This window comes from Alteromonas sp. MMG017, from assembly GCF_018100795.1.
Classification (GTDB): Bacteria; Pseudomonadota; Gammaproteobacteria; order Enterobacterales; family Alteromonadaceae; genus Alteromonas.
In genome coordinates this window covers 431,042-456,622 of sequence record NZ_JAGJDY010000002.1, presented here as the reverse complement: position 1 = coordinate 456,622, position 25,581 = coordinate 431,042, and the positions used below count along the sequence as shown (strand labels likewise).

The window sequence follows — 25,581 nt, the reverse complement described above, 5'->3', positions numbered from 1 at the left end:
TTTAAGTTATTTTGTTGTTCGCTGTTCAAGTAGCTCTGTATTCCGATCTTTTGAAGAAAAGCGGTACTTCAGAAGAAAGGCAGCACTCCAGAAAATAGCTTCATCTGCTACTCGTTAAGGGATAAAAAATGAAAAAATGGTCATTTATCGTATTACTATATGGCTGCCTGAGCAGCTGCGCTTTAGCCGGTACCGAAGCAAGAAAAACGATAGATTTTAATTTTGACTGGCAGTTCCATCTTGGCGAAGTAGAAGGGGCCTTTATCCCTGATAACGCTGAAGGCGTTGAGTGGGAGCGAGTAAGGTTACCTCACGATTGGTCGGTCGATTTACCCTATTCGCAAGAAAAAAGCGCATCAAGCACCGGCTTTAAAGCAGGTGGAATAGGCTGGTATCGGAAGACATTTTCGTTGTCTCAAAGTGACATGAGTAAAGCCATGTGGTTCGAATTTGATGGCATTTATAACAATGCTGAAATTTGGATAAACGGCCACTTTGCAGGGCGACGTCCCAGCGGCTACAGCAGCTTTGCTATCGATCTGTCAGCACATGCGTTAGCGGGTAAAAACATGGTCACCGTCAAAGTGAATCGCACAGCCTTCAATGACGCAAGATGGTATACCGGTTCTGGAATATACCGTGACGTTCGATTGGTGAAAGCCAATCAAAATCATATCGAACATTGGGGAGTTCAAGTCTTAACGCCCAAGGTCAGCGCCGATAAAGCAAGTGTTTCTGTCCGTGCAGAGCTGGCACTCACTGACCTTGCACTCTCAGGTATAAATGAAGCTAAAGAGTTTAATAGCTCGAACTTATATCTAGATGTCCAAATATTAGACCCAGATGGTAAGCGAGTTGCTGCATCAAAAACCAAGCTCAAACAAGGCCAGGCAACTGTAATAAACAGTGAACTGCAGTTGCAGCGTCCCCAGCTGTGGACGCTTGAACAACCGACCTTGTACACTGCTAAGGTGGCGCTGCGCAGTAAACTGGGAGTTGTCGATTCAACCGAAACGCAATTTGGCGTGAGAAGCCTGGCTTTCGATCCAGACCAAGGCTTCTTTCTTAATGGCAAAAGCACTGAGTTTAAAGGTGTCAATCTGCATCATGATGCAGGGGCTGTGGGCGCAGCAGTGCCAAAAGAAATTTGGCGTTACCGCCTAGAAAAGCTTCAATCTGTTGGAGTGAATGCGCTGCGATTGGCACACAACCCCCACTCGACAGATCTGCTCGATTTAGCTGACGAGATGGGCTTTTTAATCATCGCTGAAATGTTTGATGATTGGTTGCGCCCGAAAGACAAGAGCGTGGTGTTTTTGAGCGATAACGCCGGCAAGGGAGATGCGGTAAAATCCTACACTGAGCATTTCCCCCAATGGGCTGAGCGCGATCTAAGTGATTTGATCCGCCGTGATTTTAATCATCCCTCCGTCATCATGTGGAGTATCGGTAATGAAATCGAGTGGACATACCCTTACTACAATGCGTCTCAACAATGGGATGGTGACAAAAAAGATTATCACGGCAAAAATCCACCTGTTTACGATCCTGCCAGAGTACGCAAAGAATTTGATAACAACAAAGGTCAAGAAGTCGACCATCTTGCGCGAACGGCTAAATACCTAGCAAACATTGTTAAAAAGCTCGATGTATCACGACCCGTTACCGCCGGTATGGTCACCCCATCAGTAAACTTTGTAAGTGGGTACGCAGATGCTCTGGACGTTGCAGGCTTTAATTATCGCTCACAAGAGTACGACGCAGCCCACGAGATGTACCCAGATAAACCAATTTATGGCTCGGAAAACTGGGGCACGTGGCCAGAGTGGAAAGCAGCAAAAGATCGTGCATTCGTGCCGGGCATTTTTATTTGGACAGGCTTCGCATACAAAGGGGAGGCAGGGCCTTGGCCGCGCAAAGGATTAGAGATTTCACTGTTCGACTATGCGGGCAATAAAACCCCTCGAGGTCATCAATTTGAAGGGTTTTGGGTTGACGAACCTAAGGTTTATTTGGCGACCATAGATGCTGCTGAATCTGAGTTCCAGTTTAATAAACAAGAAGGTTGGGTGTTTACCGAACGTGCTCACCCTATTGAACAAATGCAGTGGCTTAGAGCATGGGAATGGTATGACGTTGACGACAGCTGGAACTATCAATCGCAACAAGATGTTATCGTTCACGTTTATTCAAACACCGAGCAAAGTGAATTACTGTTAAACGGGATATCACTGGGCAAGCAATCTATCAGTGACGACAATAACCGTATTCTATTTTGGCAGTTACCGTTCACAGCAGGCGAGCTAAAGGTCGTTGGTTACAATGATGGACAGCCTGTTGCAGAGTACGCGTTACATACCCACCAAACTATCGCATCGATAGAACTCACGTCGACTAAAAAACAAATGCAAGCGGATCAGTACGATGTTGCTCATGTGCATGTCAGGTTGGTGGATAAAAACGGCAACACCGTCCTTAACCATGATGACAGCGTGAGCTTTAGTGTATCTGGTCCTGGCACCTTATTGGCTGTAGACAACGGCTGGGAGAACAGCGTACAAGACGAACGTGCCGACAATATTTTACCTCATCAAGGGCGAGCCTTAGCCATTATTCAGTCTACTGACGTAGCGGGAGATATTACCTTACGGGTTGCTACCCAAGGTGCTGAGCCTGTTTTTATAACCTTGAATAGCAGTAATTAAGGCGTTTTGAGCATGAAACTAACATTAAAAGCGATAATTAAGGCTATGGTCAGCGGGCTTTATTTGACATTGTGTACCGTGAGTGCCGCACAGGAGTTAACTGTGCCGCCTCCTGGTTACACGGCCATTATCCAAAAAAGCGATTTAGTGCAGCGGCAAAATCAGCAGTTCCCTTTGTCGGATCAAAACAACAAGGGCAAGTGGGTTATAAATTCACAGTTAACTGATGAATTCGATGGTCAAATATTGGATACCCAGCGTTGGCACCCAACTAACCCTGGTTGGAAAGGACGAGAGCCGACCTTTTTTCATAAAGACAATACTCGCTTAGAAGGCGGCGAGTTGGTCATGACTATTAATCAACATGGGGATACCGAATTACCTGAAGGATATACACATTCGTCAGGGTTTATTAAAACCAAAGAGCGTGTGCTGTACGGCTATTTTGAGTCAGAAGCAAAGTTAATGGATGCCCCTTGGGTATCTGGGTTCTGGTTGACCATGGGCACCAAAGAGTGGTGGACAGAAATCGACATTCAAGAGAATTGCCCCTGTGTAGAGGGCCAGCGTCACGATATCAATAGTAACCTGCATGTATTTCGTTCGCCTAAGGAGCATGGGAATGTCAAAAAACATTTCTCTGATTCAAAGAAATACTATCACCCAGATGAGATTCAAAAGGATTATCACGTGTGGGGGCTAGAATGGAACGAAGACGTGATTCGCTTCTTTATTGACGGCTTTATGTTTCGAGAAGTTGAAAATACCCATTGGCACCAGCCGCTGACAATTAACGTTAATAATGAATCAAACAAATGGTTTAAAGCCTTACCAGATGATAGCCGTACGGATGAAGAATATAGAGTTAAATACGTGCGCGTGTGGCAACAGCGTCAATAATAGGCAGTACCCTGTAAGCAAGCCTTACTTACAGGTGTTTTTTGCGAGTATTGTGCTTTTGTTGTTGGCGATAAACTGCCGATAAAACAACTTAGGTTAATCGGCAACACTAGCAACCAGAAGCGTCCTCAGGCAGCGGGGCTAAGCCAATATTCGCTAATTCAATTTCCATCTTGCCTTGGGTGCCAATCGATATACTGGTGACGTTGCTAAAATCGAACTGGCCAGATTTATCAAAACAACTTAACGGTATGGGCACATTCAGCCATTGGTCTTTTTGTAATTTCCCCAGCGCCATATTAATGGGCAGCTCACCGATACATTTATTTGAGTTATTACATTGCATCGTGAGCTTAGTTAACGCATTCGGTGCCCGTAGCACCTTTATATTAAGCACTAATGCTGCTATTTCTTTCACCGACGATATATCCGCATTGCTTCTTCCTAAGCTGAAGGTGCTGTCGTAGAGCGCGTTGCCACCCCATTCATTTTTCACTTTCCGGCCCTTCCACTTTAGGTTCAGCGCGTCCCCCTTGGTATTTTGCTGTGCTGGGCGGACCGATAAGTTCCCCCTAGCCGTGGCGGCTTGTTGATCCTCCAAGGGAATATAGTAATTCAAGCCATTACCTATCGACGCCGTCCAATTACCCACGGCCTTGCCTTGTGTCAAGTAACTAGACACAGGATCGGTACCAAAGCTGAATGCTTGAGCGGTAAACAAGCCGGTTAAGACGAGTGCTAATGTGTGTCGCGTGTATGATTTTTTTGTGTTTTGCATAAAGCCACCTTGTTATTTTTCTGAGGTACTATTGGAGGTAGGACTGATGTGGTGCTAAGCGGGCGACTTCTGACAGTATGGCGAGTTTCACGTTATTGAAGAACGGCTCAGCTTGCTGCGCATCGAACTGTTTGTCTGAAAAGGCGAAATAGTCCGCTAAGTAGCCTTGCCCTACCAACACTTGAAACCAACCTCTTTTACGTGAAAAACATGAAACGTGTTACCGACAAAGCCCCGACAAACGGGGCTTTATAAGTGTTACTTAACGCTTATTCGACATTCTCGTAAGACAAGTTGTCAATGTACGCTTCTACGCTGGGCTCAACATGGAAGTTAAAGTAAAAACTGCCATCGTTGCGACTCTCGCCAGGACTGTTAAACCTGTGGGTAAAGCGCACAACTTCACCATTGGCTACTTGCTCTGGTGTCACATTTAGCACTGTGGTCTGCCAATTGATCACACCAGGAGACTGGAAGTAGACCTGAATGGCGCTACCTTGTATGACGCGAACATCAAAGCTCACTTCGTGGGCGACAGAAGTATCGACACCTGCATGGGCAAACGCCTTAGGCGAAAATTGCGCTTTTACACCATTACCACCCATAGAGTTAACGTACAAGCTTTGACCATCAATAGCGTTAGCATCATCACGCAACTCTATTACCCCAAGGTTAACTTGGCCTGCGTCTGTTCTAGCAAACAGGAAGTCAGGGCCGAGGGCATCTTCTGATGAGAACTCACGCTTACCTTTAGCCATTAGATTGGCGCCCGGAACAATCGTTACCTCTGTATCATAATTTAAGTTGGTGTCTTCAATCATGGCCGTTACTATGACTTTGTTGTCATCCTGCATATCCACTGCGTTATTGTACACAAGCGGTGTAACCAACCCATCTTCATCCACTGTGAGTTTGTCTGTATCAGAAGACGTCCAAAGTACATTATTGGTAAATTCCACTTCGTCAGTATCGGGCAACAACAGATAATCCAAATCTAGCGGTGTATCTAATTGAACTTCGACCGCGGCTAAGGTATTGGGTGATTCGGCCTCATCGTCATCAATAATAGCAATGCCAGTGGGGTTCGTTAATGGCACGACGTCCCCCGTCACTTCTGTCGTTAAGGTGCCATCTTGGTTTGCAACAAGGATCGTAAATGAGCCCAGTTCAACGCCCGTTATCAGGCCTTGGGGACTCACTGATGCCACTTGTGGGTCCATACTGGTAAACACGGGGTTGATATAGGTGGTGTTTGCAGGCGTCAAATTGGCGTTGATTTGTGCGGTATAGCCTTTTGCTACCTCGACATTGGCATCACTGACTAAATTAATCTCTTGTGCTTTGACTTCGGCACCATTGACCGTAATCGTTAATTCCACCTCAGGTAGTGTATCTGAACCATTATCAACAGAGTAAGTGAAGCGATAAATACCTTGGGAGTATAGTTGTGGCGGCACATCTATAAGTGGCTCATCGTTACTTACATCATCGTCAGCATTGTTACTTGCTTCGATTTCCCTGTTTTGCGCATTTACTTCGGCAATTAATGCATCTCTTTGTTCAACCGTGTAGGGATGCACAAGTGCATCTTCAAACGCAGTGCCATCTATGGTTAATTCATTTAACGTGGCGGTGACCGCTCTGTTAGGTAAAGGCGGGCCTACGTAGAGATTTTGCACTAAGCCATCAGGGCCAGGTATTTCATTACCAAATTCGTCTATGACTTTTTCAAGGTAGGTGAGTTTGCGAATAAATATCGGTGTATCAGCTGGGTTAGTGACCCCTTCTGTTAAATCCACAGTAGTGACTTCATCTTCACTGAAGGTCAGTGTTGGGCTAGTTTGTGCAACCTGAGGAGCTGGAACATCATCACCAAATAATTCTTGCGTGCCATCGCCTTCTCCGCATGCGGTTAACGCCAAAGATACAGCTAAGCCTAAACTACATTTTTTAAGTAAGTTTATGTACATCTTACTAATTCTCCAATTTTTGGCGCTCGTTTAACCATTGGTTAAAACAAGCGCGACAATACGATTTATGAACGTTAGAAATTCACTCTGGCGCTCACACGGAATTGACGACCTGTTTTGTACTCCGCGATGGTTCGTCCTTGATAAACGTCACCCGTCAGTGCGTTGCCTTCGCTCAATACCGTTACGTTGCCATCAGCATCTCTCAAGGTCAGGTCTCGAGAGGTGAAGTACGTGCGAGTGATGTCATCCGTAAGATTCAGCGCATGGAACGTAAACGTGATGTTCTCATCCCATTTGTAAGTTGCGCTAAAATCAAGCCTAGTGGTGGAATCTTGCCAAGCGTTACCATTGGTTACCTCACCCACGAATTGATCAGAATTAAACCTATGGGTTAAACGAAGTTGATGTCCGTTTTTCTCCCAGAACAAGGTTGTATTGGCGCTGTGCCTTGGTGTATATGCTTGGGGTACTGGTTGCACGACACGCTGTAAAGTTTCATCAAAGTCTGATTCGTTTTCTGAGTCAGCAAAGGTGTAGTTAAAGTTAACCCCAAGGCCAGACCAAAAATCGGGTAAAAAGTCATAAGATTGGTTGTAGGAAAATTCTAAGCCCTGAGTGAGTGAGCCTTTACCATTACGCAATACACTGGCTTGGAAATTACGACATTCCACAGGCAATACATCAGCTATTTGCACCTGTACGACCCTGAAAGGCAAACAGTCACTGTTAAACGGTGTAACTTCGTTGACCTGGGTTACGCGGCCATCATTGGGGTTAGTCACTTCGGTTTCTGCCCCTGGGTTGATGACTATTTCGTCGAGGGATATCGACTCTAGCCCATAGTCAGTTCGAATATCCTTAAGATAAACCTCAGCACTGACGCGCTCCTCGAAGTTTTTCATGTCTTTTCTAAACAAGGCGACCGACACCAAACCTGCTTTGTTGAAGTACCACTCCAATGAAATATCGATGTTGTTCGACGTTAAAGGCTGAAGTCTAGGGTTGTTAGTACGAATACTACTTGAATCAACACCCCATGGATCTTCACTGGCGCTAAAGCCCGGCGTAAGAGAGTCAAACCTAGGGCGTGCCATGGTTTTTGAGGCAGCAAATCGGGCTATTAATTCATCATTGATGGCATAGTTTAAATTTGCACTTGGCAACCAAATTTCAGATTCGTTTTCACCGGTGCCGGCAAATGCACGGTTGTTAACCTCTCTGAGAGACGAGATTAAACCCGCATCCAATAATGCTTGAGCGCTAGCGCTTTGGGTTGAAGTATCCCTGTGGTCAAGCAATTGGTACCAGTTTCGAGAGTTGTTGGTGACAGGTTCGTTTTGCGGGAATTGCCCAACTGGGCTGACCACATTGCCGTTTGCATCGTATTCGACGGCAAAACCGCGATCTACCGAGTCGCCTGCTTCATTGATGACGATACCTGAGAAGGCGTCATCGTAGCACGGGTAAATGTTGGGGTCGGCGTTCACCACTGAACCATCAATAAACACGGCCTCTGGGCACGGTGCCAATGAAGTATTAGCCAGTTGTTTGTCGTAGATTAGCGCGACAGGGTCAAATGCAACATTTTGTCCATTAAAGTTAAACGTTGAGTTGCCAATTGAGGTGTTATCCGTTTTTACATAGCGTACACCAATATTACCAGTGAGCTTTGAATCAAAGTACTCAAAGTTTAGCTTAGCGTAGGCAGACACGTTGTCTTGGGTGATTTTTCGGTCGCCATTATTATTACTCACTAACACCGAATTTGGTATTTGGAATCGCTCAGCAAACGCTTTTTCTGGGTCAAGGATCGCCCAACCATTAAGGTAGTTGGTGTTGTATTCGCTGGCATTAGAGCCAAGTAGGCCGTCAAAGAAGTCGCTAACGGGTAAGCCAGTACCTGCTGTAAAATCAGCCACTGTGATATCGCCTTGGCCTAAACCGGATATGACCTCACCGGTTTCTGGGTTCAATACAATATCGTCGGTATTCGAGAAGTCTTGGTAGTCAGTAAAGACCTCTTTATCACGGCTAGAATATTTTAAGCCAAACTCGACCTTATTAACGCCGACAAAATCTACCGCCCAATCAAAATCTAAAAATACAGATTTATTGGTATCGATTTGATCTTCGTTGTAGCGAGATAAACCACCCAAATGATTAGCGTTTAAGTCATACGGACTAAACCCAGTAGGAGAAATATTTGATTGTGCTCCCCCAGCATTGGTTGGAACGTATGATACAGGTTGATCGCCAGTGACCAATACACATTGCCCTGTACTGCAATCAAAACCAACGGGTTGCAACACGGCGTTACCATCAGGATCGACGATAGGAACTTCAGCTAAATCAGGAATTGGTACTTTGTTCCAGTTTTGCGTTCTGACCGAGGCGTTCGGTAGTGATTCAAAGTCTGTTCTCGAATAACCTGCAGTAAACTCGACCAGCAGATCTTCAGTTAATTCATGATTGATTTTTAAGGTAGCTACCTTGTTCTCGGTTTCATTACCAGATAGTTGGCGTGAAAAACCACCTGAAGCAAAACGGTTGATAGATTTTACTAGTGTGTTGTTTTGTTCATCAAGGATCCACCAGTCTTGCTGAGGATCGGTAAAAACCGTGCCCAGATGCGCTTGGGTTTCAGGAACCGACCCGTTGAATTCAGTATTGTAAAAATTAGTGACGCCAGAACCTAATACAGACAAATCTGGGGTTGTAACGTATATGCTATGAGAGTCTTGTTCAAAGGTCTGTTTTGAATAGCTTAAATCTAATTGCACGTCTGTCACGTCAGTCGGCAGAAACTGAATGCCCATAGTGAGCGTATCGCGGTCGCGCGTATTTACAAACGTATTGAAAGAGCGGCCATTGGCGATGAGTGCATCACGCTCTTCAGTGATGACTTCCCCATCTAAGTTGGTTGCCCCACCTTCGCGAATTCGCGCTGTTTTGTAGGGGGAAATCCAATCGCCACCTAATGAATCTCGGCGTGTATCTTGGGTCTCTTTTGAAGCGGTAACGATAATGCCTAAATTGTCATCAAAAAACTTCTCTGAGAACGTACCGCTTACTTTAAAGTTATTCTTTTCAGCGTATTCGTTATGCCGACCTTGTACCTCAATAGAACGGCGGTCTTCTTCTACGCTTAATGGTTTGAACGTTTTTAGAATAACGTTGGCACCTAATGAGCCTTCATCGTGATCTGCTGCGGCAGTTTTTATTACGTTTATAGAAGATAGAATGTCGGATGAGAACGTACTTAAATCGACACTTTCATCTGACACACTCTGATTTGACCCAGAACCGTTCAATCCAGATGTTAACGCCACGCCATTGAGAGATATTTGGTTTAACGCCGCCCCTGCACCGCGCACGGAAATACGCGTACCTTCGCCGTCAGCTTCTTGTACTGTCACCCCAGTAACGCGAGACAAAGCATCAGCAATGTTCTGGTCGGTAGATTTACCTATATCCTCTGCAAATATCGAATCTTGCACACCATCAGAGAATTTCTTGGCGTTGATTGAGCGAATAACGCTTCCTCTATAACCTGAAACTTCGATGATCTCTAAGTCTTCTTCAGCTTTTTTCTTTTTCTCTTTCTCTTTCTCTTCTTCGCTACTGGGTGTGTCTTGTGCATCGGTATCTTGAGCAAATACAGTTGCAGAGTTGGAAGCAAATAAAAGAGGCATCATCGCGAGGACGAGTGGCTTTAATTTGAAACTTGCAGACATTTATAAGTTCTCCTGTTAAATACCGACTGTGTAGGGGTGAGATCCGTAAGGCAATCTGACTCGGTTTCAGCCTAGTATCACTAAATGTATGTGTTTTTAGTATTATATATAAAATGCTATTTTTATATGTTGATGAGTATATTTAGATGTTTCTTTTATGTAAAGATAATTCACATGTAAATCAGGAGTTTTATCAATGTAATTACGTGTGCTCAAACATTTATTCTTTTATCATACCAGATATTATTTAGTTCATTTGTTCTAAGTTGTTGTTAATTAGGTTGATTTTTTAAGGCTTATTCGCCGGTGATAATATCTGTTGGTTCTTAGAATTTATGCATAATACAGGCTATAACCTAGTAATTATAAATTTCAATGTAACAAATTAGTTACAAGTAACTGTTGCCACTGCGTGAGAACGACGCTTTGAGCTAAATCAATTATGTCGGCTAAAGGCTGAATATAGACAGTTATGTAGATTTTATAGAAAGCCAAATAACGTGTTAAGCAGTTATATTGAATACACTTCTTATGTCTATTGAGCGACATTGGTAGGTTTATTTGCCCGTTTTGATTCTTCTCTTATACTAAAGTCTAAAAAATACCCGTGGCAAACGTATAAAATGGCATTGCAAGTGTATATATGAAAATGTATATTCAAATATACATTTTAGCAGTAAGTCAAAGATTATGCTCACAGGTCGTTTTAAATTACAGCTTCTAGGTTTATGTTGTCTGTCTAGCTCCGCCCTAGCGGATAATCCGCTCGTTACTCATATGTTCACTGCAGATCCTACTGCTCGGGTATTTGAAAACAAAGTCTATGTTTACCCTTCAACAGACGTGGTTTGTGAAGAGGGGTTTGGCAATAACGGTTTTTGTATGCCCAGCTATAACGTATTTTCTTCAAGCAATCTTCACGATTGGCAAGACCACGGCACTATAGTTGACCAGACCGATGTGCCTTGGGGGAAAAAAGATGGCTTTGGCATGTGGGCACCCGATGTCGTTGAGAAAGACGGTACATACTATTTTTACTTCCCTGATATTCCACTAGACGAAAGCGGGTTTAGGCGAATTGGTGTTGCTACGGCGCAGTCTCCTGCAGGGCCATTTAGCGTAATGGATGACTATATAGCAGGCGTCAGTGGGATTGATCCTAATGTGTTTATTGATGACGACGGTCAAGCTTACTTGTACTTCGGTGGAGGTGAGAAACTCTATGTGGCCAAGCTTAAGCCAAACATGGTTGAGTTAGCGAGCGAGCCTAAGGAAATTGCAGGGCTGCCGTCTAAGTATAAAGAAGGGCCTTTCTTATTTAAGCGCGATGGCGTGTATTATTTTACTTTTCCTCATTCCCCTAGCGGCTCTGAAGAGTTGGCTTATGCGGTGGGTGACAGCCCCTTAGGGCCCTTCGAATATCAAGGCATGTTCATGCAACGTTGGCGTGATGGTATTTGGACCAATCACCACTCTGTTGTGGAATACGAAAACCAGTGGTACGTGTTTTATCACCATCACCAAATAAGCCAAAATCAACATTTGCGCTCGATGCGAGCCGACAGATTATTTTTTGACAGTAGCGGTTATATTCAACCGATTACCCCCACTGAGCGAGGAATTGGCACCCCATTGGCGACGGCAAAATTACAGATCGACAGATACAGTATGTTGTCTGATACGGGAGTCAAAGTCTCAAAAGTGACTGGAGGAGCCTTACCAGCGAATTGGCAAGTTGATTGGATAGAAAATGGCGCATGGTTAAACTATGAGCGTGTTGATTTTGAGCAAGGCCAAGCTAAGAAAATCGTCGTTCGAGCGGCTTCGAAAACGCAAGGGGGCACGGTCGAGGTGCGCTTAGGTGGCCCCGAAGGTGAAGTTATTGCTCAAGTGCCAATCAGCAGCACGGGTGGTTGGGATAAATGGCAAGTATTTGAAGCGCCAGTCAACACCAAGCTAACTGGGGTTAATAATCTCTCATTTGTGTTTAAAGGCGCCGAACAAGGCCACTTATTTAACATTGACTGGGTGAGCTTTAAATAGCGCTCACAAATGCCTTGAGTGCCTAAAAAAGGTAAATCCAAAATGAATACTTTATTTCACTCGTCACGTGTTGGTTATCAACTCTGCCGGTTTGGAGCCGTCTGTTCTGTGTTGCTGTTAAGTGCATGTTCCCCTACGGATGATACGGCTGAGCAGACACCAGATAGTCAATGGCGTTACTTACTCGATAGCGAATTGTCTCAATGGAATGTTTGGATGGGTGTGCCTCATTCGTCGGTAAACGGATTACCTGATGGAACGCACCAAGCTGACAACTTAAACGTAAACGGAGACCCAAGTGATGCCATGGGGCTCAATGCCGATGTGAAAAGTGTATTTTCCGTTAGCCAAGAGCAGCAGCAACCCGTGTTGCGCGTGAGCGGTGAAATTTATGGTGGTTTAACCAGCAAGTTAAACTTTAAAAACTACCACTTGAGCTTACAAGTGAAGTGGGGGGATAAAAAATGGGCGCCTAGGCTTGAAGCCAAACGTGACAGTGGTCTGCTATTTCATTGCCAAGGTGAGCATGGTGCATTTTGGAAAGTGTGGAAGGCATGCCAAGAGTTACAAATTCAAGAAAGTGATTTTGGTGACTACATTCCCCTTGCTGGCCCAGGAGGGAAAATTCGCTCAACTTATAAAGATGGTCAACAATTTTATGACCCCAATAGCCAAGAGTGGAATCAGGTTGGGGGTTATAGTCATGCGCATTTAGAGCCAGATTATCAACATGGCAACTGGAATACGGTAGAGCTTTACGCGTTGGCCGACAGCGCTGTGTTTGTTATTAATGGCGAGGTGGTCATGGTTGTGGCGGACTCTATTAACGAGCAAGGAAACCCATTAACATCAGGGCAGCTACAGTTGCAATCTGAAGGCGCAGAGGTGTTTTTTCGAGATATAAAAATACGCCCAATTAATGCATTTCCTAATCACATCGTGCGCGAAGCACACTTATGAACCGCACTTTTGCTTGCATCCGCGATGAGTTTGGTTTGTGCAAACGCATTCGCAGCCTCACCTTCTTGGGATTTTGTTCAAGGTAACTATGATCAAGCTATTCTTGAAGATGCAGCTGACTTTGAGCCTAAAGGGGTTGAATTAAGAGGCTTCAAGTCGTTGGGTTAAAACTTCTTTGTATTAGGTGCCTACTCTTTATGCAGCGAAGAGGAAATGGGTGTGGACGTTGATCTAGAATAAACCTCAGTCGACATCGGTTATCGCCACGGCGTGACCGCAAATACTGATTTTATCGCAGCGCTAAGCTATGAGTATGCAGATGTGTCAATTGACGCTGGCTTTGCTGAAGATAATTTTGACGACAACGGATACGGGGTGTCCGCTGGTACCTTTTACACTCTTGCTGATGACGTAGATTTGTTCGGTATTTCCGCTCGCTACAATTTCTAATTCAGGCTTCATATGATAAAGGCCACGTGTAGTGGCCTTTTTTACGCACTGATAGAGCTAACGATTAGATTAACAAGTTCTTCATTACCTTGCCGTGCACATCGGTTAAACGAAAGCGTCTGCCTTGATACTTGTACGTGAGCTTTTCATGCTCAACCCCCATGAGATGCATTAATGTGGCTTGAAAGTCATGCACATGCACGGGATCTTTGATGATATTGTAGCCGAATTCGTCCGTTTCACCGTATATACCCGGCTTAATGCCGCCCCCCGCCATCCACATGGTAAAGCAGCCAGGATGATGGTCACGGCCATAATTGGTTTCTGTCAGCTTGCCTTGAGAGTAATTCGTGCGGCCAAACTCGCCTCCCCAAACCACTAGGGTATCGTCTAGTAGTCCGCGTTGTTTCAAATCTGTCACCAGCGCTGCAGAAGCCTGATCGGTCTTTTCACACTGGGCTTTAATGCCGCCAGGCAGGTTATCGTGTTGATCCCAGCCCTGATGATAAAGCTGAGTAAATTTAACATTGCGCTCAGCTAAGCGCCTAGCCAAAAGACAGTTAGCTGCGTAAGTGCCCGGTTTGCGTGAGTCAGGCCCATACATATCAAAAACCCAATCAGGCTCATCGCTGAAATCAGTGGCATCAGGTACTGACTTTTGCATGCGCTCAGCCATATCGTATTGCGCGGCCCGTGATATAATCTCTTCATCTTGCCACTGTTGATATTGTGCATCTTGCAGCTGTTTGAATTTATCCATTAGCTTCGAGCGGTTCTTCACGTCTAAGCCCGGCGGGTTGTTTAAATAAAGTACTGGGTCTGCTCCACCTCTAAATTGAACACCTTGATGGATGGATGGCAAAAAGCCATTTCCCCACAGGCGCGAATATAGAGGCTGGCCGCCGGCATTGGTTGATACCATGACGATGAAAGGCGGTAAATTGGGGTTGTCGGAGCCTAGCGCATAGCTTAACCAAGCGCCTATACTGGGGCGACCAGCGATAGGGAATCCTGTTTGTAAGAAGGTAATTGCAGGATCGTGGTTGATAGCATCTGTGTGCATTGAGCGCACGATACACAAGTCATCAACAATTTTGGCCGTGTGGGGTAATAGCTCACTCACCCAAGCCCCAGATTCGCCATATTGTTTAAAGTCGAACACTGAGCGAGCTAGGGGCAGGGAGCTTTGCTGCGCACTCATGCCCGTTAATACTTGATCGCCTCTTACTTCTGCTGGCAGTTGCTGACCGTGGCGTTTGTCTAACGTGGGTTTGTAGTCAAAGGTTTCTAGCTGCGATGGTCCGCCGCTTTGAAATAAGTAGATAACCCGTTTTGCTTTGGCCGGTTTATGAGGAGAGCCCAAAATACCATTTAAGCCAGGGTTAAGGTCTCGTGCTTGGGCGAAATTAGGAATGGCGCTGGCCATTGCCCCAGCGGCCAAACCCTGCATCGTACCTTTTAAAAAATCTCGTCTGTTTGTCATGTTCGGCTCCTAACGTTTAATGACGCTAGCGTCGTGGTTAATTAACATATTGGTCACTGTGCCCAATGCAGCCAGCTTAATTTCATTAAGCTCACTATTGGCAGGGGTTTCACCCACAGATAGAAATTCGGCTGCTTTCTCAGGTGTTTGGCTAAAGCTTTGCTCAATCTCGCTATACATTTCTAGGATCAGAGCCTGCTCTGCTTCGCTTGGCATACGACTGGTCAGTAAACGATATACTTTCTTAAGTTGTTCCTCGGTATTTGAGGTGTCGCTTAGTACGTTTTGTGCTAACACACGAGATGCCTCAATAATTTGTGGGTCGTTTAATAACGCCAGCGCTTGCAATGGGGTGCTGGTTGCTTGCCTAACCCCCACACTGTGCGCCCGGGACGGAGCATCAAAGGCGGTCATATTGGGTGGAGGAACGCTGCGCTTGTATATGGTGTACATGGAGCGGCGATACAAATCTTGCCCAGAACCTTGCACGTAATCCATGTTGTTCATTCGCCAAATACCATTAGGCTGATAAGGGTGTACGCTTTTCCCGCCCACCTGCTCGACTAATAAACCGCTACTGGCCAGTGCATTATCACGTATCATTTCAGCTGTTAAACGAGCACTTGGGCCGCGAGCCAGTAGCGTATTCTCTGGGTCTAGCTCTTTTAGCTCAGGGGACCCCTTGGATGATTGAGTGTAAGTCGATGAGTTGACCATCAACGCGATGAGCTGCTTAACGTTCCACCCAGATTCGATGAATTCCACTGCAAGCCAGTCGAGTAATTCCGGGTGTGACGGCAGCTTGCCTTGGCTGCCAAAGTCTTCTGGCGTGGTCACCAAACCTTGGCCATAAATCATCTGCCAATAGCGGTTAACCACAACCCGAGACACCAGTGGATTTTTAGCATCCGTTAGCCACTTGGCTAATCCCAAACGATTTTTAGGTAAACTTTTATCAAACGGTAGAACCGTCTCAGGTACACCGGGTTCTACTGGCTCCCCATGCTCTGCATAGCTTCCACGGTTCAGTACGTAGGCTTGCTTAGGATTAGGGCCTTCTTTCATGACCATAATCTCTTGAATCCGCTCAGCTAAACCACTGTGCTCGGCCCGTAACTCGGATAGGTGAGCAATGTCTCGCTGAAATGCACTGTTGTACCTGTGATTGTATAAGGCCAATAAATCTTGCTGGTCAAAGTCAGATTCACGTTTCTGAGCGCCAAACGCTTTAGCAACTTCAACATGTGTCAAGTCAGCGCTGTAGACCCGCAGGTTATCGACTAACGTGTCAGGTGTGCCTCGACTACGCCATCTGGCCCCAATTTTTAGGCCCATTTCTTTTAGCACGCCTTCATGTGTGTGTTTGAAATCTTTGTATAGATTGTCTTTCTCAACCTGCATTTTTAGTGGTTGGCCGTCGATATAAAAATGTACACCAGCGGCTTTTGAAGAGCCGTCGTAGGTCAGAGTGATATTTTGCCACCGATTGCGTGTTACCTCTTCGGTTGAGGTTAATGTAATGGCGTTAAATGGGTAAGTATGGGCAAAACGCACCAGCCAGCGTCCGTCCTGTATTGAAACATCAAAGCCTTTAAAATTATAAAGAATACCGGCTTTGTTGTAATGAAACAGGACCCCTTCTTCTAACGAGTCAGGCACTTTGGTATCTAAGCTAATGCTAAAGCGTTTCGCGCGCTCGAAGCCGTTTACGGTTGGAAAGTAAAGAGGATCGTCGCCATTTAGGACGATTGCTTCTCGGCCATCGTCTTTTATATGCACCATCGCATCGCCCACTTTCTTTTTCGGGTCAGAGCCAAAGATAACCTTGCCGGGGGCATCTTTGTTGATTTGGTTGCTGATGTTGTCGTTACTATCAGAGGAAGACAAAGGAAAGTAGGCCTGCAGGGTTTGGTTAATGTCTCGGGCGTCAGAGGATATATTACTGTTTACCCACTGTTTGAAGGCGTTGTTGTCGACGCTGTGACGAGAGTCCATCTGCTGGGTTAGGGCATTCATTTGTGTCGTGATGCGTTCAAGCTGCGCTTGTTGCGTGTCAGTAGGTAATAGCAAGGTGGGGACAGGCATATCGTTGGCATCGTAGGATATTTGCCCTGACTCTTCGATATTGTTAAAAAATGCTGTCGTGGCGTAATACTCTTTGGCAGATATAGGGTCGTATTTATGGTCGTGACATTGGGCGCAGTGCATGGTCAAACCCAGTAAGCCGGTGCCTACGGTTTGCACCCGATCTTTCACGTACTCCACTCTGAATTCTTCGTTAACGATCCCGCCCTCGCCATTTTGCGCATGGATACGGTTGAAGGCCGTGGCGAGCACTTGCTCTTTTGTTGGGTCAGGTAGCAAGTCGCCGGCAAGCTGCCAGGTAACAAATTCATCGAATGGCATGTTTTGATTAAATGCTTGGATGACCCAATCACGATAGGGAGACATGTCTCGGTAAAAGTCTGTGCTGTATCCATGGGTATCAGCGTAGCGCGCAACATCTAGCCACTCTGTTGCTAAGCGCTCACCAAATGCAGGGGTGGCAAGTAACCGTTTTACCACTTGCTGATAGGCGTCAGGGCTGGTGTCAGCAAGAAACGCATCGATTTCCTCTAAAGTGGGAGGCAAGCCAGTAAGATCGAAGGTGACTCGGCGTATCAGTGTTTCTTTGTCAGCACGAGGACTGACCGTTAAGCCTTTATCCTCGATGGCTTTCAGTATGAAATTATCCACTGGGTTTGCCGCCCAGTCTGAGTTGGCGGGTGTCGGCAAGGTTGTTTTTTCTGGGGCGATAAAAGACCAGTGTTTTTTGTATTCAGCACCTTGATCTATCCATTTTCCGATGAGTGCTTTTTCCCTGGGAGACAGCGATAGGTTTGACTCAGGTGGCGGCATAACCATATTTTCGTCATCAGACATGATACGACGATAGGCAGCACTGTTTTTGGCTGAACCTGCGACCAAGGCGGCCAGTCCGTCATCGGTCTTGTGGCTGGTGGCACTGTCAAAATTAGACAGGCTTAAGCCTGCTTTGGCGTTGGCTATATCCGGGCCGTGACACAAATAACAGGTATCTGACAGGATCGGCTTAACATGGTAGTTAAAATCGACCACGTCAGGCAGTGGCTCTTTAAATGCCACATCGCTTGCATCGTCGTTGCAACCCGCGACGAGCATTGCCACGGGCATACCAACAATAATAGTAGTGATAAGGGGAAAATGAATTTTCATGGCTTTGACCTACACGCGTTCTAATTTAATGGGGTACATCTGATTGGCATTCCACTGGCCCACATACAGATTTTCGTCATCATCTACACACACAGCATGACAGTGATTAAAAACTTGATAGTTGGTTTGCATAGGCTGTAGCTGAGCATTGACATACTCAGGTGCTAAACCGCCGGGGTTAGAGACCACACGGTTGTTTTTATCGAGTATGGTGATAAAACCGGAGTTAGGAGCCATCTTTGCGTCTATGTGCGACCAGCAAACAGGGACATAAAAATACTCACCTTTGAACACAGGACCGCCTACATAGGCCCCAGGTAAATGAATATCTCCGAGCAACTTTCCGTCCATTGAATACTTTTTGATAGCTTGTTCGCCCCTTGAGCTAACAAGTAAGTGGTGATTATTTGGGTCACGTGTGTCCACTCCAATACCATGGGTATTGACCAAGTTCAGTGATTTATCGGCGTTTTTCGTGCCTCCCCAGTGGCGCAGATATTTACCATTGCTATCGTAGTGGATAACAAAATCTGATCCGTAGCCATCGGTGACGTACAAGTCTCCGTTAGGGGCGACGGTGAGATCGGTCGGTTGATAGCGCATGTCTGGGGTATAAATACCTATAGTGACGGGGTGGCCTATGGTGTAAACCAGTTTTCCGTCTATCGTTAGCTTGGCGATAAAGCCACTTTGTGGATACCATTTATTTTTCCATTGATCGTCAGGGCGGTTGCGATCAAGCACCCATCCGCAATCAACGATATAGATAAAGTCTTCGCCATTTTCATGAGAAATTTTAACGGAATGCGCCCCGGGGTATTGTGTGCCCCAAGCGTCGAGCAATTTGCCGTCTTTGTTGTACACCACGAAGTTATTTACGTCGCTATCGGTGACCATAATGATTCGCCCTTTAGAGTCGATGGCCAGACCGTGACTGTTTTCAACGGGCACTTTGTGAGGATCTAATCTGCCCCAGTTGTAGTCCACTTTATATTGAAAGTCGCCGTGGCCAACGATGCTACCGTGAGGTGAACGCCCTGCTTTGGGCAGCTGCTTTTTCTCAGGTTCATGAGCATGGGTAGGAGACGACATGCCGGCTAATAGCAATGCGCTACCGAGTGTTGCGCCACCTTGTAAGAACTGGCGCTTACTTGTATCTACCTTGGGAGCGTCAAGCGCTGAGTGACAGGCCGAATCAAGGGCTGAATGAGAGCGCGCTGTTTCTGTGGTGTTCAGTTTCGTGTTTTGCATCATTTTTCCACTTTCGATCCGTGTTTATTGTTTTGGACAATGTTGGCGTCGTTGCTTGCGACCGTGCTGTAATACATCTTGGTGTCACTGTTTGGAGAGTGACGAGCAAATGCCTCCGCATCGACCTTGCTGGCTGACAAGTACACTTGTTGCAATGCGGCAAATTCGTTGAGCATTGGCAGTACATCGTTATCTACTTCGGTGGCGTAAAGATTGAGGTAATACAAATTAGCGGCTTGTTTCAGAGGAGCCAGAGAGCGGGTGGTTACCGTTGAGTGCTCTAAACGCAGTTTTTGCAAATTAGGCAATTGGGCAATCGCTTCCATGTGGCTCTTGGTCACGTCTTTCTTAGCAATATTCAAATACAGCACATGGGATTTCACCTCAGTTAGTAGGGCTAACGTGTCGGCAGAAAGTGGCAATGGCGAAATAGACATGTCGAGGTCTAAGTAGTTGGACTGCTGGCCAATTTGCTTAACCACAAAGCCAGCATTGACTAACTGTTGGGCTTGCTCGTCGCTAATAGGCTCAATGTCCGCTAAAGAATTTGGGTTAATGGCCAGCAGGTCAGTGAGTAAGGTTTTTTGCTCTTTGTTTTGCACAAAATCAGTCACAGGGCCTTGATGAGGAATACCTGTGGCTATCCACCATTTAATCACTTCAATTTCCTCTACGCTAAGGGGCTTCTTGCCTTCTGCTGGCATATATCCTTTTTCGTCGTGATCGAGGGTTACGCGCTGATAAAGTTCACTGAGTTCAGGCTTACCTGCGACGACGGTATCACCACTTTTTCCGCCTTTTTTCAGGCTTTCAAATGAGGCAAGGCTGAGACCGCCTTTTTGTTTGCTGTCGTTGTGGCAGCTGGCACAGCGTTTTTCAAACATAGGGGAAATGACATCTAAATATACATCTGCTTGAGCAAGGCTGGTGATTGGTGCTCTGGGCGCTTTATGTGGTTCAAAACCTGCTATTTGGCGAATCGGGTTCGGTGCGTACTCGACTAAATAGGTTTCACCGTGGGTCATATTGGCGCCGTAATGGCCAGTAGAAAATAACAGCCCCAATACAATACTCGATAAGGTATAAATCACTATCTTTGGGCTGTTACGTTTAAATACCCACCAGCAAATCCAAGCGGTAATCGCCACGGATATGCCAAAACTACGATGTATAAAGATGGCCTCTGCACTGTAGCCATCGGCTTGAGACAACATCCAGCCCAGTACGCAAGCCGCAACAGCTGAAGCGGCACCCCAGAACCAAACTATGTTGAGCAGTGCACTTCGTGCTTGGCCTTTAAAACGAATGACCATCTCTACCAAGGCTGCCAACATGAGAATACCGATAGGCAAGTGCAACACCAGTACATGAAAGCGCGCAAAGAATTGAAATAAATCCATAGTTATCTTTAAGTGTATTTTAGATGTAATCAATGTTACGCAGATGTTAAAGGTGTCACCATTGATAATCTTGATGTATATTTGTATGAAATTGATATTTCACTAGTGAAATCGATATTTTTCAGCGAGTGTAGTCAAGCCTCTTTGTGTATTAAGGTGATTATAGATAATGTTAATTGAACAATTTGAAACTGGCTCGGGCGGGTTTGTGTGGCAAAACCTGCAGCCTGATGCGCTATTCAGCAAGGTGCATTTTCACGTATATGCCGCCTTTGATATGCAAATAGGGGCAGAGTGGAACGGTAGCCAGTTCGTTAATCACTACAATCGAATTTATTATGTTGAGTCTGGGGTAGCCGAATTACATTTTAGCGATCGTGTGCTCATTATGGAGCCAGGGTACTTATACCTCATTCCGCCTTATCAGTTACTGTCTCATTCAGCTCAAGGAAAGCTAGGCTTTAAGTGGGCCCACTTTCAGGCGAGTCTTGATGAGGGATTGGATTTATTTATGCTATACGGTAAGCCGTGTAGAGTGAAATGCACTAATCCGGATGTAGTAAGCACCTTGTTTGACGAGCTGATTACAGCAATGCAGACGATGCGCCCAAGCGCGGTGCTAGAGCGTCAGAGCTTACTGTTAAACCTATTGCGGCCATTTATGCATATTTTTGATGATGTGCCCCAGCAGCGTAAACATTTGTTGCACCCTGCGCTTGTTTCATCCCTTAGCGTTATCAATCAACACGTCGCAAATCCACCAAGTTTGATCGCACTTGCCGAGGCAGCAAACATGTCGCCTGAGCATTTTTCACGAAAATTTAAAGCCGCGTTTAATGTATCTCCAAAACGATATATGGTGCACAAGCAAATCGCTTTAGCGAAACAGCGTTTGTTATTGGGGGCTGACAGTATTGATAGAGTGGCTGAACGTTGCGGGTTTTGTGATATTTTTCATTTTTCTCGCACGTTCAAAAAGGAAACGGGCGTGACGCCCAGCGCGTTTCGCAAAGAGTACACGATCCGCGCTTTTCCCCCGAAGCCTAGTTAGGAATACTAGAGTATTGCAGGTGTGTTGTTGACGTATTACTGGCGTGCCCCTTGCTAATTTAGTCATCCATTAATTAAGCTAATGCTGCTGATTTAACAGACCAATCGGATAGGTATCACACTCGAAACCATACACGCAAAATTTTACATTAGCGCGTTTCACGTTTAACCAAATCTGCAATGCGCTGGCTATATTGAGTGACTTTGTCTGGGTGCTTGATAAACACGTTATGTTGCTCTTGTGGATCGTCCTTCAGGTTAAATAATTGTGGGGTAGGGGACATGCCTGACTCAATGCGTTTATCACTGGCAATCCAAGGGTTGGTTTTATCTGTGGGGGCAATGAATTTCCAGTCACCGGTACGAAGTGCCAACGTGTATGACTCTTCAATCAGCTCAGTTCTGCCTGCAGTGTCACTGTTTAACCATGTTGCTAGATAATCTTCGCTATCAATGGCTTCTTTGTCATCTAGTTCAATATCGAGCATAGATGCCAAAGAGGCGTAAATATCAATTTGACTGACCAGAGCATCGCTCACCCCAGCTTTCACTTTCGCTGGGTAATGCACAATGGTAGGAACTCGCGTGCCGGCTTCGTAAGCGCTGTATTTACCACCACGATATAAACCCCCAGGCTGATGCTGACTCAAGGTGTTGTCAGCACCGTCTTGATAGCCGTCATTCAACACAGGCCCGTTGTCACTGGTAAAAATAATAAGCGTGTTGTCTAGGGCGTTGATTGCTTTTAGTTTGGCTACGACCTGTCCGGTAATCCAGTCCATTTGCATAATGGCATCACCGCGAATACCCAAAGGGCTTTTTCCTAAAAAGCGCTCGTTAGGCAAACGTGGTACGTGAATATCATGAAATGAGAAAAACAAGAAAAACGGCTTTTTCGCGTTTTGTTCGATGAAGTGATTGGCTTTATTCGTGAAGACTTGGTAGAACTCTTCGTCTTTCCATTCAGCGGATTTCCCCCCTTGCATAAACCCGATCCGGCTGATGCCATTGATAATGGTATCACTGTGTTGATTATCAGCTTGCTGGCGCAATAATTCAGGGTTTTCACGTCCTGTGGGACGCTGACCAATCTTTTCCACGTAACTTATTTTTAGCGGGTCCATGGGATCTAAATTCTGCACTCGGCCGTTTTCCATGTATACAGACGGTACGCGATCACCGGTTGAGGGCAGGATAAAGCTGTAATCAAAGCCCACCTGTCGTGGGCCGGGTTTAACTTCTTGATTCCAATCGACTTGGCTCTCGCCGTCACCTAACCCTAAGTGCCATTTGCCTACCATGGCACTGGTATAGCCGGCCTTGCTGAGCATATCGGGCAAGGTTGACTTATTCACGTTAATGATAAGAGGCGCGTCACCTGGCAGTACGGCTGCGTTGTTTCTAAAAGCGTATTCCCCTGTGAGCAAGGAATAGCGCGAAGGGGTGCATGTCGCTGACGAGCTATGGGCGTCAGTGAAGCGGATACCCTTGCTGGCGAGTTGGTCGATATTTGGTGTACTTACCAGGGTACCGCCATTAGCGCCAATATCGTTGTAACCGAGATCGTCCACATAAAAAATAACGATATTAGGTTTATTTTTTACTGTTTCACTTTCACTCTGCACTTGGGTTCGGGTATAGGCTTTTCCACTGATGCCTAAGCCGCATAGTAATAAAAAAGCAGTACTTACGAGCAGCGTTTTTCCATTGATGGCTGACATGATTAAATCCTCGTGCTAGATACGTTCAAGATAGAGATAAAAGGCGGCTTTTTCTTTTGACAGGCTTTGTTTGTTATCGGTAAACCAAGCACTGATTTTTTGCTTGCCTTTGGCCAAGGGTAAGGTAATAGCACAGTGGGAGGCACGACCGTAAACGGGAGCGGAAAGCTGTTTGTCGCCCACCTGTATAACACACAGCTGTTTGTTTACCGGCGTCGCGGCGGGTATATCGTGAAAGTAAGCTTTAACGTGATAGTTTGCCGCTTGCTCTACATCGATATACCAAGGTAGCGCTTGGTATTTATCTTCTTCTGTTAACCAATGTACGTAGTCCCATTCTGGCGCAGGGGCTTGATGGCCAATGAACCAGGGCACGGCTTGATTGTCTGGTACTTCCATCCAATCCATCGCGTTAAGGCGTACTGGGTTTTCTGCGTCATTGCCAACTGAAATATAGCGGTCTTTAAAACCACTGTTTTGCATCTCTTGCCACCAAGTTTGCTTGCGCTGGCGCATTCTGGCGAGTATGTCGGGATGGTCGTTTTTAATGTCATTTTGCTGGCTTGGGTCTTGCTGTAGGTTAAACAGTTTTTCGCTGTCGTTGGCTGAAATGTAGCGCCACTGATGAAACGCAATAGCGATGGGACGTTTGACGCTGGGGTGATATACGCGTTGGTTAGTCACCACTATCGCTCGTTCGGATAACTTGCTTTCCAAAGAGCGGTTTGCCTGCTCACCCTTAAGGTATGTTGCTAAACTTGTGCCATCTAAGGTGCTATTTACCGGCGGAATATTTGCCAATTCTAAGAGCGTTGGCATAACGTCAAAATGGGCGGTTATTGCTTCGTAATCCCCGGTTGTGATATTGCCATTAGGGTAAGAGATAAAGAACGGTACCCGATGCCCTCCCTCATACACTTCCCCTTTATAGCCGCGCATATTGTCGTTCGGCTGCCAATTAGGGTATTGCTCAGCCAACGGCAGGTGGCGCTTAGTTAAATGGGTTTTCGCATCGGTGGGCTTATAAGAGCTACCGTTGTCTGTCATAAAAATAAAAATGGTATTGTCGAGTTGATCTTGGGCGCGTAGGTGGGCACGCAGCTCGCCGACTTGCTCGTCAATGTAGCTGATCATACCGTAAAAGCTTGCCATGTCTCGATTTAAACCCCGCTTTTCGTAGGGCTCAATGTGAGTTTCTGGGGCGCGGTAAGGCCCATGGGGGGCATTGAGTGCGATATAGGCAAAATACGGTGTGTCGTGTTGTTTATCGATGAACTTTTTGGCTTCATCAAACCAGATTTTAGTGGCGTAACCACTGAATTTTTCGGGTGTACCGTTGCGGTAATAGGTGTCATTAAACTGGGTATTGCCCCAATAATCTGGAGTTTGGCCGACGCCACCGCCACCATGAATGAGTACATCGTCAAACCCTTGGTCTTGTGGGCGATAAGGATAATTATCACCTAAGTGCCACTTGCCAAATATCCCGGTTCTGTAGCCATTTTCTTGAAGCGATTCAGCGAGAGTGACATGTTCAGGGCCCAACATGTACCGCCCTAAAATAGTGTGCCAAACGCCAGCTCTCAGGGAGTGTTTACCCGTTAACAAAGCAGATCGCGTGGGAGAACATGTGGGGTCTACATGAAAGTTAGTCAGCCTGGCACTTTGCGCCGCAATATCGTCAATATTGGGGGTTTGAATAATCGGGTTATTGTGACGCCCAATATCCCCATAGCCCTGATCGTCTGTAACGATAAGCACAATATTGGGTTTGGTGGGGGGCTCAGCTGAGGCGCTTCTATTCTGCACGGCTGAGCACACTGTTAGCGACCACAACAGACTGCTTACTAGCAGCGTGATGTGGCCTACCGCCAAAGCCTGACGTCTTTTTAACCACAT

17 protein-coding genes are annotated in these 25,581 nt (G+C 45.9%); 7 read left to right on the top strand and 10 right to left on the bottom strand.

What is annotated here, in order from left to right; genetic code table 11:
- Positions 1 to 128: 128 nt before the first annotated feature.
- Positions 129 to 2,705 carry a sugar-binding domain-containing protein gene (locus J8L84_RS04320; protein ID WP_211069614.1) on the top strand — a complete coding sequence of 859 codons (2,577 nt, stop codon included), beginning with the start codon at positions 129 to 131 and terminating at the stop codon, positions 2,703 to 2,705.
- Between the two features lie 12 nt (positions 2,706 to 2,717).
- Positions 2,718 to 3,605, top strand: coding sequence for a family 16 glycosylhydrolase (locus J8L84_RS04315; RefSeq protein WP_211069613.1), 888 nt, complete (start codon positions 2,718 to 2,720; stop codon positions 3,603 to 3,605).
- A 109-nt stretch (positions 3,606 to 3,714) separates the two neighbouring features.
- On the opposite strand, the gene J8L84_RS04310 is transcribed toward J8L84_RS04315, so the two are convergent.
- The 4 genes from J8L84_RS04310 to J8L84_RS04295 form a co-directional block, all read right to left on the bottom strand.
- Positions 3,715 to 4,383 carry a putative glycoside hydrolase gene (locus J8L84_RS04310; RefSeq protein ID WP_211069612.1) on the bottom strand — a complete coding sequence of 223 codons (669 nt, stop codon included), beginning with the start codon at positions 4,381 to 4,383 and terminating at the stop codon, positions 3,715 to 3,717.
- Between the two features lie 28 nt (positions 4,384 to 4,411).
- Positions 4,412 to 4,564, bottom strand: a complete 153-nt coding sequence (locus J8L84_RS04305) for a hypothetical protein (RefSeq protein WP_247670555.1) — start codon at positions 4,562 to 4,564, stop codon at positions 4,412 to 4,414.
- A gap of 88 nt (positions 4,565 to 4,652) precedes the next feature.
- Entirely contained in the window at positions 4,653 to 6,353 is a 1,701-nt protein-coding gene (locus tag J8L84_RS04300; RefSeq protein ID WP_211069611.1) for an Ig-like domain-containing protein, read from the bottom strand.
- A 74-nt stretch (positions 6,354 to 6,427) separates the two neighbouring features.
- Positions 6,428 to 10,090 (bottom strand): TonB-dependent receptor, encoded by a 3,663-nt coding sequence (locus tag J8L84_RS04295; protein WP_211069610.1) that lies wholly within the window; start codon positions 10,088 to 10,090, stop codon positions 6,428 to 6,430.
- Positions 10,091 to 10,780: 690 nt separating this feature from the next.
- Between J8L84_RS04295 and J8L84_RS04290 the strand changes: the two genes are divergently transcribed.
- The 4 genes from J8L84_RS04290 to J8L84_RS20370 all read left to right on the top strand — a co-directional run bounded on the left by J8L84_RS04290 (position 10,781) and on the right by J8L84_RS20370 (position 13,543).
- Entirely contained in the window at positions 10,781 to 12,133 is a 1,353-nt protein-coding gene (locus tag J8L84_RS04290; RefSeq protein WP_211069609.1) for a family 43 glycosylhydrolase, read from the top strand.
- A gap of 42 nt (positions 12,134 to 12,175) precedes the next feature.
- Positions 12,176 to 13,093 carry a DUF1080 domain-containing protein gene (locus J8L84_RS04285; protein WP_211069608.1) on the top strand — a complete coding sequence of 306 codons (918 nt, stop codon included), beginning with the start codon at positions 12,176 to 12,178 and terminating at the stop codon, positions 13,091 to 13,093.
- A 24-nt stretch (positions 13,094 to 13,117) separates the two neighbouring features.
- Positions 13,118 to 13,261 (top strand): hypothetical protein, encoded by a 144-nt coding sequence (locus J8L84_RS20375; protein ID WP_247670554.1) that lies wholly within the window; start codon positions 13,118 to 13,120, stop codon positions 13,259 to 13,261.
- A 102-nt stretch (positions 13,262 to 13,363) separates the two neighbouring features.
- Complete coding sequence (locus J8L84_RS20370) at positions 13,364 to 13,543, top strand: hypothetical protein (RefSeq protein ID WP_247670553.1); 180 nt, start codon at positions 13,364 to 13,366, stop codon at positions 13,541 to 13,543.
- A gap of 64 nt (positions 13,544 to 13,607) precedes the next feature.
- Here J8L84_RS20370 and J8L84_RS04275 read toward each other — a convergent pair whose 3' ends face one another.
- The 4 genes from J8L84_RS04275 to J8L84_RS04260 are packed head-to-tail and all read right to left on the bottom strand — an operon-like array spanning position 13,608 to position 20,911.
- Positions 13,608 to 15,026, bottom strand: a complete 1,419-nt coding sequence (locus J8L84_RS04275) for a DUF1501 domain-containing protein (RefSeq protein WP_211069607.1) — start codon at positions 15,024 to 15,026, stop codon at positions 13,608 to 13,610.
- Between the two features lie 9 nt (positions 15,027 to 15,035).
- Positions 15,036 to 18,260: a DUF1553 domain-containing protein gene (locus tag J8L84_RS04270; RefSeq protein WP_247670552.1), complete on the bottom strand. Its 3,225-nt coding sequence runs from the start codon at positions 18,258 to 18,260 to the stop codon at positions 15,036 to 15,038.
- Positions 18,261 to 18,269: 9 nt separating this feature from the next.
- Positions 18,270 to 19,511, bottom strand: a complete 1,242-nt coding sequence (locus J8L84_RS04265; RefSeq protein WP_211069695.1) for a 6-bladed beta-propeller — start codon at positions 19,509 to 19,511, stop codon at positions 18,270 to 18,272.
- Complete coding sequence (locus tag J8L84_RS04260) at positions 19,511 to 20,911, bottom strand: c-type cytochrome domain-containing protein (protein WP_211069606.1); 1,401 nt, start codon at positions 20,909 to 20,911, stop codon at positions 19,511 to 19,513. Before J8L84_RS04260 ends, J8L84_RS04265 begins: the two co-directional genes overlap by 1 nt.
- A 169-nt stretch (positions 20,912 to 21,080) precedes the next feature.
- On the opposite strand from J8L84_RS04260, the gene J8L84_RS04255 reads away from it, so the two are divergent.
- The gene (locus J8L84_RS04255; RefSeq protein WP_211069605.1) at positions 21,081 to 21,962 is read left to right on the top strand and encodes an AraC family transcriptional regulator; all 882 of its coding nucleotides are present in this window, start codon (positions 21,081 to 21,083) and stop codon (positions 21,960 to 21,962) included.
- A gap of 148 nt (positions 21,963 to 22,110) precedes the next feature.
- On the opposite strand, the gene J8L84_RS04250 is transcribed toward J8L84_RS04255, so the two are convergent.
- Positions 22,111 to 23,682 carry an arylsulfatase gene (locus J8L84_RS04250; RefSeq protein ID WP_211069604.1) on the bottom strand — a complete coding sequence of 524 codons (1,572 nt, stop codon included), beginning with the start codon at positions 23,680 to 23,682 and terminating at the stop codon, positions 22,111 to 22,113.
- Positions 23,683 to 23,697: 15 nt separating this feature from the next.
- Complete coding sequence (locus J8L84_RS04245; protein ID WP_011573709.1) at positions 23,698 to 25,581, bottom strand: arylsulfatase; 1,884 nt, start codon at positions 25,579 to 25,581, stop codon at positions 23,698 to 23,700.

Coding starts and splice junctions, on each gene's coding strand:
- J8L84_RS20375 (WP_247670554.1), top strand. CDS start 13,118: ATGAGTTTGGTTTGTGCAAACGCATTCGCAGCCTCACCTTCTTGGGAT.
- J8L84_RS04260 (WP_211069606.1), bottom strand. CDS start 20,911: ATGGATTTATTTCAATTCTTTGCGCGCTTTCATGTACTGGTGTTGCAC.
- J8L84_RS04295 (WP_211069610.1), bottom strand. CDS start 10,090: ATGTCTGCAAGTTTCAAATTAAAGCCACTCGTCCTCGCGATGATGCCT.
- J8L84_RS04265 (WP_211069695.1), bottom strand. CDS start 19,511: ATGCAAAACACGAAACTGAACACCACAGAAACAGCGCGCTCTCATTCA.
- J8L84_RS04315 (WP_211069613.1), top strand. CDS start 2,718: ATGAAACTAACATTAAAAGCGATAATTAAGGCTATGGTCAGCGGGCTT.
- J8L84_RS04250 (WP_211069604.1), bottom strand. CDS start 23,682: ATGTCAGCCATCAATGGAAAAACGCTGCTCGTAAGTACTGCTTTTTTA.
- J8L84_RS04245 (WP_011573709.1), bottom strand. CDS start 25,581: ATGTGGTTAAAAAGACGTCAGGCTTTGGCGGTAGGCCACATCACGCTG.
- J8L84_RS04290 (WP_211069609.1), top strand. CDS start 10,781: ATGCTCACAGGTCGTTTTAAATTACAGCTTCTAGGTTTATGTTGTCTG.
- J8L84_RS04310 (WP_211069612.1), bottom strand. CDS start 4,383: ATGCAAAACACAAAAAAATCATACACGCGACACACATTAGCACTCGTC.
- J8L84_RS04270 (WP_247670552.1), bottom strand. CDS start 18,260: ATGAAAATTCATTTTCCCCTTATCACTACTATTATTGTTGGTATGCCC.
- J8L84_RS04275 (WP_211069607.1), bottom strand. CDS start 15,026: ATGACAAACAGACGAGATTTTTTAAAAGGTACGATGCAGGGTTTGGCC.
- J8L84_RS04255 (WP_211069605.1), top strand. CDS start 21,081: ATGTTAATTGAACAATTTGAAACTGGCTCGGGCGGGTTTGTGTGGCAA.
- J8L84_RS04285 (WP_211069608.1), top strand. CDS start 12,176: ATGAATACTTTATTTCACTCGTCACGTGTTGGTTATCAACTCTGCCGG.
- J8L84_RS04300 (WP_211069611.1), bottom strand. CDS start 6,353: ATGTACATAAACTTACTTAAAAAATGTAGTTTAGGCTTAGCTGTATCT.
- J8L84_RS04320 (WP_211069614.1), top strand. CDS start 129: ATGAAAAAATGGTCATTTATCGTATTACTATATGGCTGCCTGAGCAGC.